The organism is Pedobacter sp. MR22-3 (assembly GCF_026240075.1).
In the GTDB taxonomy this organism is placed as follows: Bacteria; Bacteroidota; Bacteroidia; order Sphingobacteriales; family Sphingobacteriaceae; genus Pedobacter.
Genome location: NZ_JAPIVF010000006.1, coordinates 343698 through 355834, shown reverse-complemented (window position 1 = coordinate 355834; position 12137 = coordinate 343698). Strand labels below are relative to the sequence as shown.

Here is a 12137-nt window from a genome sequence, read left to right as displayed (position 1 = left end):
AGGATCTCTTTTCTTAAGAAGATTTCATAGCATTGCGTACCAGGAAAACTTCATCGGACTCAACACATTTAAATAGTAATCATCAGCTAATTTAAGGATGCAAATCTGCTTTCTAATTTGTTTAGCCATTTTTCTCTTTTTTCGGGCGTTACCATTTTAACTCGATTGAAACTCATCCATTTTCTGTTTTTATAACCCATTTTCCAAAATGTACCGAGCAGCATTGCCTTTTTTATAGCATTGCCAAAAATTAAGGCATAAAGCCAGCCGGGCGTATTCATTGTGGTAATTATGGTTACACTTTTTAATTTGGTGAGCAGTGGCTTCATCAACGTATTTGAGGCATCCTTATAATCATATGCAATGCCAGGAAAAATTACTTTGTCGATAAAACCCTTCATCATGGCGGGCATCAACTCCCACCATATCGGGAATATAAAAATGATGTGATCAGCATCAATTAACCGTGCCTTGTAATCGATTACAACCGGGTCAACGGGCATTTTTCTACGGAATGCGTTTAGGTCATCAGCTGTCATCACCGGGTTAAACCCATCCCGATCAAGATGAATTAAATCAACTTCATATTCGGCTTTTTTTAGTCCTGCTGTGACAGATTGAAGGATAGCGTTACAATAACTTCCTTCATATGGGTGGTTGAAAACGATTAATACTTTCATATTTGTGCTTTTAAATGATATAGCACAAAAGTGATTCTTTACAAAATGGAGGACGATAACAATTGTTAAGTAATATTATTTCCGGTTTCTGATCCTGCTTAAGGAAACAGATGTAATGCCGAGATAAGAGGCGATGTAGTGTTGAGGTACCCGCTGTAATATTTTTGGATATTGTGTCAGCATATTTTTATATCGCTGTTCAGGATTATCTCTGATACGGGATAGAAACAGTTGCTGATAAAAAACCAACCTCTGAAAGATATGTTCTTCAACTTCATTTTTAACCTGATCAGATTTTTCTATGATGGATTGGAAATCTTTTTTGGTAATACATTCAAGCACTGAAGGTTCTATACTTTCTAAAAAGAAATTGCTCGGAAGGCCAGATCTAAAACTTTCCAAAGAAGATACAAATTCCCCCTCAAAGAAAAACTGAAAGGTAATATCTCTGCCATGATCATTGAACCAAAGCCTTAAGCAACCATTTTTGATTAGAAAAGCATGTCTAGCGACCGTCCCCTCTTCTAACAAAATTGTTTTTGCCGCTACCGTTTTTGACTTAAAATAAGGACTAAACGTTTCTGGTAAAACTAATGCTGATAAGGTATTTAAAATCATTAGGTATATTTTAAATGGTGAACCACAAATCTAGAAACAGAAAAGTGGAACCTGTAAATGATTCCACTAATTTAAGTAACAAATTTCGCAAAAAGAATTGATTAACTTTTACTTCGCTTAACGGTCATGCGTTTAGCCAATCTGTTCTGTTTCTTTTCTTCATCACCCAAAATTATTCCCCAGGGTTTCAAACTTTCAATCCGGTCAAAAATAATTTTAAGTACGGCAATCACCGGGATGGACAGAAACATTCCGGATATACCCCAGAGCATTTCACCCACAATTACGCCCAATACGGTGATTAAAGCATTAATTCTCACTTTAGATCCCACTACAATCGGCAACAGTACATTACTGTCAATCAGGTGGATAAGCACCAGGGTAACCACCACCAATATTACTTTGGTTAACACGGCTGCAGTAGCAAAAGTGATTAAGGTGCTTAATAAAAGGGCCACAAAAATCCCGATGTACGGAATAACATTTAGAATCCCTGTGATTAGCCCAAGCAGGATGGCATATTTGATGCCCAGCGCCCAGAAAATAATACTTACCGCTGTGGCGACAATGCCCATTTCAATCAGGAGGCCAATAATATATTTCCTGATAATGTATTGCACTTGCTCAATGATATCATAAACCAGTTTTTTATTCTCTTCCAGAAAAACCGAAACCAAAAACTTCATAATTAAGCTACGGTATAAGAGAAAGAAAAAGGTATAAATAAAAGTAAAGACCAGAAAAAGTAAAATGGATGAGAGTGACAGCACGGTAGCACTCACTACCGTTGTACTGGAAGCCAGTGCTTTAGTGGTAGCACTATGTACATAATTAAGTTGGTGTGCCGCATCAATATTAAAGCGGGCATCAATCCACTGTTGAAGATTTGATATTGAAACGCTTAATTGCTCTTTAAACTGAGGCCAGTCTGAAGCAAGGTTACTCAGCTGTGACCCAATCACATAAAGCACGAGGCAGATAATGCCCAGCATCAGAATTACAGATAACATTGAAGCCGCACTTCTGGGCAGGTTAAATCGCCTTTCAAAAAAAGAAGCCATCGGCAACAGCAAAATGGAAAACAAGCATGAAAAAATCAATGGCGAGAGAATTTCTTTCGCGATGATGACCAGGTAACCAAAGGCAATCAGGCTAACCAGCACGCACATGGTTTTGACATAAAAAGGGCGTTGCGAGAATTGAAGATCCATAACTATATGTTGTAAGGGTTTATATTGGTAAGCTGATCAGCATTGTTGTTTTTAAGTGGGAACATTTTCTTCATCCAATACCTGTGGCTTTTTCTCTTCCGGTTTGGCAATGCGTTTTAATATATACGATAAAACCATAGCGAAAATGACGTAACCCACAAAAATTAAATATCCGGGTTGTAAACTGCTGTTATTCTCAGTTACGGTTTTCAATGGTCCGGTATCCATATTGAGGTTAGAAAGCTGACTTTTTAAAATACCATTTAAACCGATATAAGTCATGGCGACACCTACCACCATCACATCAGACATATCCCATTTGCCAGATTCAAAAGCCAGGTAGCGCACTACCTTACTGTCAGCAAAACGATCGCTGCCCCATACATGCAGCCCCTTCCCCAATAGCCTCAAAACAGGCAGTGCAATAACAAAAAGCATTAACAGCGCGCCAACCAAAATCGAATCAGGCTTGGGCTGCTTCATTAAGGTTTCAATAATCCCCAGAATACTTTTGCTTTGAAAAAATAACACCTGATTGGTAAATGCGATATTTTCATCAAAAAGCTTAAAGTTCAGGGTTTGGATTCTGGCATCTACTTCAATAATGGTAGTGGTAATACCCGAGGCCAATAATACCAGGGCAAACAAAAGCGACATGATAAAAAGTGTGGTTTGCAGTCCGGTCTTTTTTCTTAAGATGAACCACAATACCAGTGCACAAAGTACACATGCCATCATGGCATAAGCATAATGGTAAGTGAGGTTATTAATGGCCCTCAGCTTATTTTTAACTGATTGATCAAAGGCAGACGCATTTGAGACCTGATACTTGGCAAACATCTGGCGCGTCATGGCATTTTTAGCAATTTCAGTTTTATCATAAGTTTGATCTTCCAGCTGATCCATTTTACTGTTCGCAATGCGCTTAAGCCTTCTTTTACTTGCCGGACTATTAATCTTGGTGATAATCGTTTTGGAGAAAACAGGAACCAGCGCGTGGAGTTCATCTTCGTCTACAAAACTGTTAAAAGCCAGTTTTTTGAGTTTACCGCCAAGGCTTTTTTGCGGTTTATTAATTTGTGCTACTGTTTTATTGATTAAGCCATTCAGCTGATCAGTAACCTGAGCCTGTAAGGCTGCTTTCTGTTTGGCTGTCATACTGAAACCATTCACTTGCTGCCCTACCACGGCAGAAATTTTCTCGCGCCATTGGTCAACAGAAAAAATACCAAAGGTAATGCTGTTCACCACGCTGTAATCTTCTTTTATCTGCTCCTGCTCCGCAGAAATGGTATGCAGGCGATAGCCAAAATAGCTTTCCCCGCAAAGCAAAATCCCCAGGCCTGCAATAAGCAGCATATTGGCCACGGTGGTTTTTCTTTTGGCTGGTTGTTGAATATGATTTGTCAATGCTGATTGTATATGATGGTGAAAAATACTTTTAAGTGAGTTAGTGCGAATCGTGCGGCGTGATAAACTTTAAAATGGTAGACAACGTTAATCCGTACAGTACAAAGCTGATAAAGATGATGTAGCCGGGCTGAAGTGCAGTATTATTGGTCGTGATGATGGTTAAAAGATCACTATTGATGTGCAGACTTTTCAGTTGAGCCTCCAGCAGACCATTCAGGCCGATGTAAGTCATTAATATCGCAATTACAATTACATCTGCCATGCTCCACTTGCCTGATTGAAAAGCAAAATATTTAATAAATTTATTTTCGGCAAACTTCTTGTTGCCCAACAGGTGAATACCGGTCGAACTCAATTTCATAATTGGGAACAACACACTAAATACCAGGATCAAAATACCTACTAAAATGGAGTCAATGGCTGATTGGCCGATTAAAACCAGTACTACATCCATAATACTTTTACTCTGGAAAAACAGTACCTGATCTTTAAATACCACATGTTCGCCCAGCAAGGTGAAATCAAGAGATTTAATCCGTGCATCTACCTCAATCATAGAAGCGGTTAATCCAACTGCCAGTAAGATAAAAGCAAAAAGTAATGACATTATAAATAGTGTGGTATGCAGTTCAGTGCGTTTTCTGAAAGCCCACCAAAGCGATAGTACGACCACAATGCAGCCCAGCATTCCAAAAGAATAACCATAGGTAGATTTCCGGATGTCAGCAAGGCTGGTCGTAAATTTTTGATTCAATTCTTCCGTTGAGGATACCTGGTACTTTTTGTACATACCCTTTGTGGTGGTTTCAATAGCGGTCAAAGTACTGTCAATGGTTCCGGTACGTTCCATTTCTGTAAATTTACCCATGGCCATTTTACTCATCTTTTTCTTATTCGCTGCATTATCAACCTGGGCAATAATGGTTCTGGCAAAGGCAGGGGCCTGCGCTTTAATCTTATCTACGTCTACAAATGTATTGATCACGAACTTTTTGATCTTTCCATCCACCGTTTTCTTTGGCTTATTTACCAAAGCCTCAGCCTTATCGATCAACGCCACAATGACCTGTTCCACTTCCGTTTGCAGTTCCTTTTTTTGACTCTTGGTCATGTTAAAATTCCGTACCTGGTGGTGGATAATCGCAGCAACCTTATCATGCCATTGCGCTACCGAGAAAAGACCATAGGTGATGTTGTTGATATCAGCATAATCTTTCTTAAGATGTTCCTGTTCACTTGAAAGAATGTGTAATCTATAGGCAAAAAACCCCTCAACGCTAAGTAAAATGGCGAGGAAGAGAATCAGCAGGATTCTGGGCACAAAAGATTTTGTCCCGTTAACGGCTTGTTGTGGTGTAGTCAAGTGTATAAATTTAGGTTTGTTGGCTGAACGGATAGTTAATCTGCAAGTTAAAACTGGTGATCAATCAAAAATATATGGTGCTAAATAAATTTGTTACTGGCCCATGGCAGATGGATTAATCATATCTTAATCCACCATCATTCCATTTAATATTGGTTAAATTAGATAGCTTAACAGCCAACTGCCGAGATGGTTTTACCAAATGGATAATATAGTTTAAAGGAGTATGATTTTTAAAGCCATTTATCCAAACGCTTTGCATTTTTGATCGTATCAGCCCTGATAAATCAAGATTGGCACCAAGCGTATCGCCTCCAATATATTTCTGGAATTTCATCTTTCTGAGAGGGATATATACCAAAAAAGCCAGTCATTTTTTAATGACCGGCTAATGATTTTTATACATTTTGAATATCCTGCGGATAAAATTTGATTTCAGCACTACTCTCCGGGATCTGAAAATGCAATTAACATGGCACCACCGATAATGGCAATTCCGCCTACGATGATTTGCCAGGTGATTTTCTCCCTTAAGAAAATGATGGATAACAAGATGGCAAATACCAGCGAAGAGCGTTCTATGGCTGAAACATAGGATGCTGGCCCCATAGACAGTGCTTTATAAGAAAATAAGGTAGATAGAGAGGTAAAAACACCCGCTGCCAGTAAAAACATCCATGCATTTTTTTCTATACCCTTCCAATCGCCAATATTCCCCTGATAAAGTACAACGCTCCAGGTAATGAGCAAAATCAATACCGCCTGTATGGCGAAGGCCAGGCTAGAATCTACATTTTTCAAGCCGGCTTTGGTTAATACGATTACCAGCGCCGCTGATATGGCAGCAAGCACTGCCCATAATATCCACATGTTTATCTTTCAAATTAATTTTAAAGCATCCGAAATGGTCAATGGTGATTATTCTTCCAGGCCTCTGCCGGTTTTATGCTGCAGTTCATCAATCCGTTTTGAAGCTTCAGATTTACTTAAAGTATCATCAAATGCTTCACCCGCTTCATCAGAAAGTGTTTTAAGATAAGATTGCTGTGCGCCCGTCATAGGTTCGTCACCTGTAGTCCACTCATCCGGATCTTTGATGGTATTGGATCCTTTTGCCTGATGGTTGTTAATTTCTTCCGTTTGATCTTTTCCGCCTGCTATCGGTTGCTCGTCTTTGTTTATCATTACCTTTTATCATTAGTTTGATATAGGAACAAATCTTTTGATTCAAAAGTTTGGCGGGATTTCGCCAGGAGGAAGATTATGCGTAAAGCCAGGCAGTTATCGTATAGCTGAATTTAGCGAGATGGTAATTTCAGAAAGCCTGTCATCCAGAACTTTTCAGGAAAATATATCATATTGCAGGGCAGATCATTCATAATGATAAAAACCCAAGCCACTTATCTAAAAGAAGTTAGTTATTACTTAAACCTTTGATATTAACCAATATAGATACACCGGCAGAACTGAGGTTACCTTCATATTTTCCAATACCGGTTAAGGGAACTTTTAAAAATGGCTGTAATCCAAGACTTAAACGTGAATTTACTTTACGCTCCACCCCTATTGAAAAATTGGCAATGCCCATAAAATGCTTGTTACCGGTAACCTCTTCATTGGTCACTGTTAAATCGGGGCCGCTGGTTAACTGGTATTTTTCATTCAACATGATGTAGCTGGAAAGTCCGGCACTCGCATTAACAGTAATGCTTCTTTTCTTGAAAACCCGGTAATTGATATTAACAGGTATATCAAGCACTCTACAATCTGCATTTACTTGCCACGGGCCGGCGCTATAACCAGGTAAGGAAGCACCTGAACCATTATAATCGTATATTTTTTTTGCATAAATAACACCTGTTGTAATTCCTATTTTTTGGGTTAATGCATAGTTCATCATTAGACCAAAATTCGTACTGACTTTATTCCCCACACTCGAACTGGTAGATGAGATATCTGGTGCCGCCATTACCGTTAAAGAAAACCGGCTTGGCGTAACAATCTTCTGCAAATCTTTTCCTGAAGGCATTGGTTTGCCTGCACTTAAGGTCAAGGGCAGTAGCCCATCCGTTTTCAGCTGTGCCAGTGATGCATTATTAACATCATTTTCATCTATAACAACCTTTGATAAAACAGGTTGCAGGTTTCTGATCGCAGCGGCAGGTACACTGGCTAAAGCATGCTGCTGAGCCATAACAGGGGCTTGCTTCTCTATTGACGGTTTTTTCCCTTCAGGATGAATCAGCATATCAGCAGTAGTGTTTTCAGGCGATATTAAAGGCTGGTGTTTTTCTATCCGGCTTGCCGTATGGTTGTTTTTAGGTGTGTTAAAAAAAATAAAAAATACTAAAACTGCAGCTGCTGCCGTAGCGCAAAGACTCCACCAAAGTGGAAAATTCGTTTTTTTATCCTGCTGATCAAGTTTTTTGGACATTTCCGCCCAGTCTGGCTCATGAAAGGGAATATCAATCTCATCCAGCCCCTCTTTAAACAACTTATCCAGATTATGCTCGTCTTTCATTATTAATCCTGATTTTTTCTTGGTTAGAAACAACTTTCATTCTCGCATTCAGGGGTTCCATATCCCTGATCATCTCCTGAAGCCTTTGCCTGGCTTTAAAGAGGTTTGACTTGGAAGTACCCACTGAAATATTTAAGGTTTTTGCAATCTCATCATGCGAATAGCCATCAATGGCATACATATTAAAAACTACCCTATAGCTTGGTGAAAGACTTTGTACTAACATTAATAACTCTTTGTAAGCCATTTGTTCATACACAATGGCCTCCGTACCGTTTTGTTCATATTCACTGATATCATCATAGGTGGTAAAGCGCAGGTTTGCCCGATAATGATCGATCGCTGTATTCACCATAATCTTACCTATCCATGCTTTAATGGGTTTGGCAGGATCATACTTATTTATATTATTGAAAATTTTTAAAAATCCGTTGTTCAGTACATCTGCCGCTTCAAAATCACTGATGGAATATCTTTTACATATCCCCATGCAGTAACTGTAAAATTCTTTGTATAGCAGATGCTGACTGGCTCTATCCTTCCTGATACATCCACTAATAATTTCGTTCACTAACAAGTCTATGTTATTGTTTTGTTCTTCTTTATACACGGTATACGGGACAAGCACTCAAAAGGTTGCCAAAGCTAGCAAAAATACTTTAGAAGAATTTAAGCAACTGTTTAATAGCCGTTTAAAAAAAAACTAAAACAATTTGAATCCATGCAGGCAACCTTTTGCCTGACAGCGCCGTAACCCTGATAATTAAACAATTTTAAAATTATCTTTTATGAAACTTAAATTCAAGAAAAACTGGTCTCTGTTCGCTCTTTTATTCGTTACCGTAATTTCTTCCTGTTCAAAAAACAATGTGGCCAGCCCCGATCCAACAACTGCAACAGGGAAAAAAACATTGAAAACAGTTTCAAATGCAAATTTTGGAACAGTCATCACTGATGGAGATGGCAGAACATTGTATTTCTTTTCTATGGATGCCAATGGCAGTTCAGGCTGTACCGGTGGTTGCGAAACAGCATGGCCGGTATTTCTAGCTGACGATCTAAGCAGCATGCCCGGTTTAAACGCAGCAGATGTTTCAACGATTACCAGGACAGACGGAAAGAAACAAACCACCTACAAAGGCTGGCCATTATATTATTATGCTGGTGATGTGGCGGCTTTGGATATTAAAGGTGATGCTTCCGGAGGCACCTGGTTTGTGGCCAAGCCAGACTATTCAGTAATGCTGGCGAATACCCAACTGGTTGGAAACGATGGAAAAAACTATCTTGAAAATGCTACCGCTGGCGATGGCATTACCCAGTACCTCACCGATGCATCGGGCCGTACACTCTATGCATTCGCTCCGGATACTTATAATGTAAATACTTACACCAAGGCCGATTTAAGCAATAATAACATCTGGCCGATTTATGAATCGGATGTATTAAATGTGCCTTCTGTACTTTCAAAAAATGTGTTCAGCCAGATTACAGCCGCAGGAAAAAAACAGCTGACCTACAAAGGACATCCACTATATTATTTCGGACCAGATGCTAAACGTGGCGAAACAAAAGGTGTGAGTGTACCAAATCCTGGTGTTTGGCCAATTCTGACAAAATCTACCATTGCCTTAAACCCATAACGATGAAAAAAAATCAGAAACTAATATACGCTGCCCTGGTTGTCGTATACATCTTAATGAGCATCAGTTGCTCTAAAAGACAGGCCGATGAAATGGTTCCGAAACCCACAAATCCGGGTGGCGGAACATCAACGGTTACTTATACCAATTTTACGCAAGCACTTATCCAAACAAAATGCGCTGGTTGCCATGCGCCCGGAAGGTCTGTAGCATCTGTATGGACTTTCAATGGCCTGGCATCAATTACAAGTAATGAAACCAGAATCAGACGGGTTGTACTGGAAACCAAATCAATGCCCGTTGGAGGTTCATTAACTGCTGCAGAGCTCTCATCACTACAAGAATGGTTTGATAACAAAATGCCTAATTAATTATGAAAAAAATACTTTTTTTAGCAGTAATGGGGTTTTTCGGCCTCCCTGCCTTTGCCCAGATCATCAGTACCAACAAAGCTCAGGTTTCTTTTTATTCCAAAACACCTTTAGAAGATATTGAGGCTAAAAGTGTGACCGGTAATTCTGTCATCGATGTAAAATCAGGGAAGATTATCTTCAGGTTAAATAACCGCTCATTTGACTTCCCTAAAAAACTGATGCAGGAACATTTTAATGAGAATTATATGGAGTCTGACAAATATCCTACATCTGAATTTAAAGGGACACTTTCTGCGCCTATTAATCTGGCAAAAGACGGGCTTACTAAAATGGATGTAGATGGAACGCTTAATGTTCATGGTGTAACTAAACCATGTAAAGCAAAAGTAGATATCCTTGTTTCAAAAGGTATAGTTACCGCAACTTCAACTTTCAAAATTAAGATAGCAGATCATAAAATAGATATTCCGACAATCGTTTTCAAGAAAATCGCTGAGGAAATTGATGTGCGAATTCAGGCTACCTATTCAGAAAAGAAATCATGAAAAAATACACAAACAAACTAAGTATCTGTCTGTCAATCCTGGCCATTATGATTTCATTTAAAGGATATGGGCAGGATGATCTGGAAAAGGCCATGGCTACGTCTGGCGGAAAGAGTGAAAAGGTGATAGCTACATTTAAATCCACCAAACTCATTAATGGCCATACCAATGAAACACTTTATAAACATGAACTGGATTTCAAAGTAGATCACCGCTTTGGTGATATAGCAGGAAGTAACGGTGGGATAAAAAAGTTTTTCGGACTGGATAATTCAACTGATGTACGGATTGGTTTTGAATATGGGTTAACTGATAAATTAACCGTCGGACTTGCCCGTGCAAAAGGTGCAACCGCTGTGCAACAGCTTTATGAAGGAAGCCTCAAGTATCGTTTATTGGAACAAACAGTAGACAATAAGGTACCCTTGGCGGTCACGCTTTTCGGGAGTAATACCATTGCCGCAGTGGAAGCCAATAAAGATGATCCTACCGCAGCTACTTCGTACCGGAATTTCGGTGAAAGAATGAACTGGGTGGCACAAATTATCCTGGCCAGGAAATTCAGTTCTAATTTGTCCTTTAGTTTAACGCCAAGTTATGTACACCGAAACCTAACCACCTTCAGAGATCCGAATGACTTGTTTGCAATTGGTGCCGGCGGAAGATTCAAATTTACCAAACGCATGGCCCTGGTAATTGATTATTTTCTTCCTTTCCGAAATAAAGCTGATAAAGAATACGTAGAAGCACAAAGGGCAACAAAATTCTATAATCCACTTGGTGTGGGCTTAGAAATGGAAACCGGTGGCCATGTATTTCATATCAATTTTACCAATGCAACTGCCATTCAGGAAATGCAGTTTATTCCGGAAACCACAAGCTCTTGGTTGAAGGGGCAGTACCGCTGGGGTTTCAGCATTTCCAGGAGATTTTCTTTTGATCGCAAAAAAGCAAAATCTGAAGGTAAGGAATAAGAGTGGACATTATTCGATAAGGTAGATGAAGTATAAAATAAATTAGATGCAACAGATTCGGTTTTGAACCTGAGATTTGACATCTTTTATATTTATCAGATTGATTAATCATAGCTTCCCTTCCATCAAAAAAATAATTTAAAATTTTAAAACAAAACTCAATTTAAGTGGTTTTTATACTACATCTACCTAAAAAAATGATCATATACTTTGGTTAGTTGACCGATCAAAGATAAGGCTGCCCTTTAAACAGGCAGCCTTATTTATTTTTGTCCCGGCGACCAGACAGCAGATCATTCTTCCATCTTCCTTTAAACGTTCAGATAGCTCTCACTTTCAAGTTTTAACTTTTTAAAAAAACTTTTTTGAATAAATTACCGTTTTGGATTAGAATTTTATTAATTAACATCAAGATGCCAATACATAGGGGGAAACTGCTCAAATCAATCATTCAGAAAAGCGATATATCTATATTCGATTTATCAAAAGCCCTGGAATACTCCATAGATGCCATTCACCACCACATTGAAATGGAAACACTCGATTTTAAACTCCTGCTTGCCTATGGTGAAGTTTTAAAATATGATTTCTCCGTTGATTTCCCCGAAATGAAAAGCCTGACAGCAAAAGAGACCTTTAACATTGAAGTAATGAACTATGATGAACTGCTGAAAGACCGCGATCACTGGAAATTGAAGTACATTCAACTGCTTGAAAAACACAATGAACTGCTGATCCGCAGACTCAATTTTTCTTCATCAAACTAATAGATCCTGAAATGATAGGAAAAATTTA

General features: G+C 38.9%; 15 protein-coding genes. 5 read left to right on the top strand and 10 right to left on the bottom strand.

From position 1 onward, the window contains the following. Positions 1–86: 86 nt before the first annotated feature. The 10 genes from OQ267_RS16770 to OQ267_RS16725 form a co-directional block, all read right to left on the bottom strand. A complete protein-coding gene (locus OQ267_RS16770) occupies positions 87–680 on the bottom strand; it encodes an NAD(P)H-dependent oxidoreductase (protein WP_265837024.1) in 594 nt (197 codons plus the stop codon). 75 nt (positions 681–755) lie between these two features. After that, complete coding sequence (locus OQ267_RS16765; protein ID WP_265837023.1) at positions 756–1298, bottom strand: Crp/Fnr family transcriptional regulator; 543 nt, start codon at positions 1296–1298, stop codon at positions 756–758. Between the two features lie 101 nt (positions 1299–1399). After that, positions 1400–2509: an AI-2E family transporter gene (locus tag OQ267_RS16760; protein ID WP_265837022.1), complete on the bottom strand. Its 1110-nt coding sequence runs from the start codon at positions 2507–2509 to the stop codon at positions 1400–1402. 51 nt (positions 2510–2560) lie between these two features. Then, positions 2561–3919 carry a paraquat-inducible protein A gene (locus OQ267_RS16755; protein ID WP_265837021.1) on the bottom strand — a complete coding sequence of 453 codons (1359 nt, stop codon included), beginning with the start codon at positions 3917–3919 and terminating at the stop codon, positions 2561–2563. Positions 3920–3959: 40 nt separating this feature from the next. Then, entirely contained in the window at positions 3960–5285 is a 1326-nt protein-coding gene (locus OQ267_RS16750) for a paraquat-inducible protein A (RefSeq protein WP_265837019.1), read from the bottom strand. A 115-nt stretch (positions 5286–5400) separates the two neighbouring features. Next, a complete protein-coding gene (locus OQ267_RS16745) occupies positions 5401–5622 on the bottom strand; it encodes a hypothetical protein (protein WP_265837018.1) in 222 nt (73 codons plus the stop codon). A gap of 104 nt (positions 5623–5726) precedes the next feature. Then, entirely contained in the window at positions 5727–6155 is a 429-nt protein-coding gene (locus tag OQ267_RS16740; RefSeq protein ID WP_265837016.1) for an EamA family transporter, read from the bottom strand. Positions 6156–6203: 48 nt separating this feature from the next. After that, a complete protein-coding gene (locus OQ267_RS16735) occupies positions 6204–6470 on the bottom strand; it encodes a DUF3072 domain-containing protein (protein ID WP_088300401.1) in 267 nt (88 codons plus the stop codon). Positions 6471–6699: 229 nt separating this feature from the next. Beyond that, positions 6700–7806, bottom strand: a complete 1107-nt coding sequence (locus OQ267_RS16730; RefSeq protein WP_265837014.1) for a hypothetical protein — start codon at positions 7804–7806, stop codon at positions 6700–6702. Continuing rightward, positions 7790–8377 carry an RNA polymerase sigma factor gene (locus OQ267_RS16725; protein ID WP_265837013.1) on the bottom strand — a complete coding sequence of 196 codons (588 nt, stop codon included), beginning with the start codon at positions 8375–8377 and terminating at the stop codon, positions 7790–7792. The genes OQ267_RS16730 and OQ267_RS16725 overlap by 17 nt, the downstream gene beginning before the upstream one ends. Before the next feature lie 217 nt (positions 8378–8594). Here OQ267_RS16725 and OQ267_RS16720 point away from each other — a divergent pair, with 217 nt between their 5' ends. From OQ267_RS16720 to OQ267_RS16700, 5 genes are all read left to right on the top strand, one after another. Beyond that, positions 8595–9449, top strand: coding sequence for a hypothetical protein (locus tag OQ267_RS16720; RefSeq protein ID WP_265817818.1), 855 nt, complete (start codon positions 8595–8597; stop codon positions 9447–9449). A gap of 2 nt (positions 9450–9451) precedes the next feature. Then, entirely contained in the window at positions 9452–9820 is a 369-nt protein-coding gene (locus tag OQ267_RS16715) for a c-type cytochrome (protein ID WP_265817817.1), read from the top strand. A gap of 2 nt (positions 9821–9822) precedes the next feature. Next, positions 9823–10368: a YceI family protein gene (locus tag OQ267_RS16710; protein ID WP_265837012.1), complete on the top strand. Its 546-nt coding sequence runs from the start codon at positions 9823–9825 to the stop codon at positions 10366–10368. Continuing rightward, positions 10365–11342 (top strand): DUF5777 family beta-barrel protein, encoded by a 978-nt coding sequence (locus tag OQ267_RS16705; protein ID WP_088300407.1) that lies wholly within the window; start codon positions 10365–10367, stop codon positions 11340–11342. The genes OQ267_RS16710 and OQ267_RS16705 overlap by 4 nt, the downstream gene beginning before the upstream one ends. A gap of 413 nt (positions 11343–11755) precedes the next feature. Continuing rightward, complete coding sequence (locus OQ267_RS16700; protein WP_088300408.1) at positions 11756–12109, top strand: hypothetical protein; 354 nt, start codon at positions 11756–11758, stop codon at positions 12107–12109. The last annotated feature ends 28 nt before the right edge of the window (positions 12110–12137 follow it).

What these genes read in the sequence shown, in the direction of transcription:
- OQ267_RS16705 (WP_088300407.1), top strand. Translation starts at nt 10,365, where the DNA reads ATGAAAAAATACACAAACAAACTAAGTATCTGTCTGTCAATCCTGGCC.
- OQ267_RS16735 (WP_088300401.1), bottom strand. Translation starts at nt 6,470, where the DNA reads ATGATAAACAAAGACGAGCAACCGATAGCAGGCGGAAAAGATCAAACG.
- OQ267_RS16710 (WP_265837012.1), top strand. Translation starts at nt 9,823, where the DNA reads ATGAAAAAAATACTTTTTTTAGCAGTAATGGGGTTTTTCGGCCTCCCT.
- OQ267_RS16765 (WP_265837023.1), bottom strand. Translation starts at nt 1,298, where the DNA reads ATGATTTTAAATACCTTATCAGCATTAGTTTTACCAGAAACGTTTAGT.
- OQ267_RS16745 (WP_265837018.1), bottom strand. Translation starts at nt 5,622, where the DNA reads ATGAAATTCCAGAAATATATTGGAGGCGATACGCTTGGTGCCAATCTT.
- OQ267_RS16720 (WP_265817818.1), top strand. Translation starts at nt 8,595, where the DNA reads ATGAAACTTAAATTCAAGAAAAACTGGTCTCTGTTCGCTCTTTTATTC.
- OQ267_RS16700 (WP_088300408.1), top strand. Translation starts at nt 11,756, where the DNA reads ATGCCAATACATAGGGGGAAACTGCTCAAATCAATCATTCAGAAAAGC.
- OQ267_RS16715 (WP_265817817.1), top strand. Translation starts at nt 9,452, where the DNA reads ATGAAAAAAAATCAGAAACTAATATACGCTGCCCTGGTTGTCGTATAC.
- OQ267_RS16730 (WP_265837014.1), bottom strand. Translation starts at nt 7,806, where the DNA reads ATGAAAGACGAGCATAATCTGGATAAGTTGTTTAAAGAGGGGCTGGAT.
- OQ267_RS16740 (WP_265837016.1), bottom strand. Translation starts at nt 6,155, where the DNA reads ATGTGGATATTATGGGCAGTGCTTGCTGCCATATCAGCGGCGCTGGTA.
- OQ267_RS16760 (WP_265837022.1), bottom strand. Translation starts at nt 2,509, where the DNA reads ATGGATCTTCAATTCTCGCAACGCCCTTTTTATGTCAAAACCATGTGC.
- OQ267_RS16770 (WP_265837024.1), bottom strand. Translation starts at nt 680, where the DNA reads ATGAAAGTATTAATCGTTTTCAACCACCCATATGAAGGAAGTTATTGT.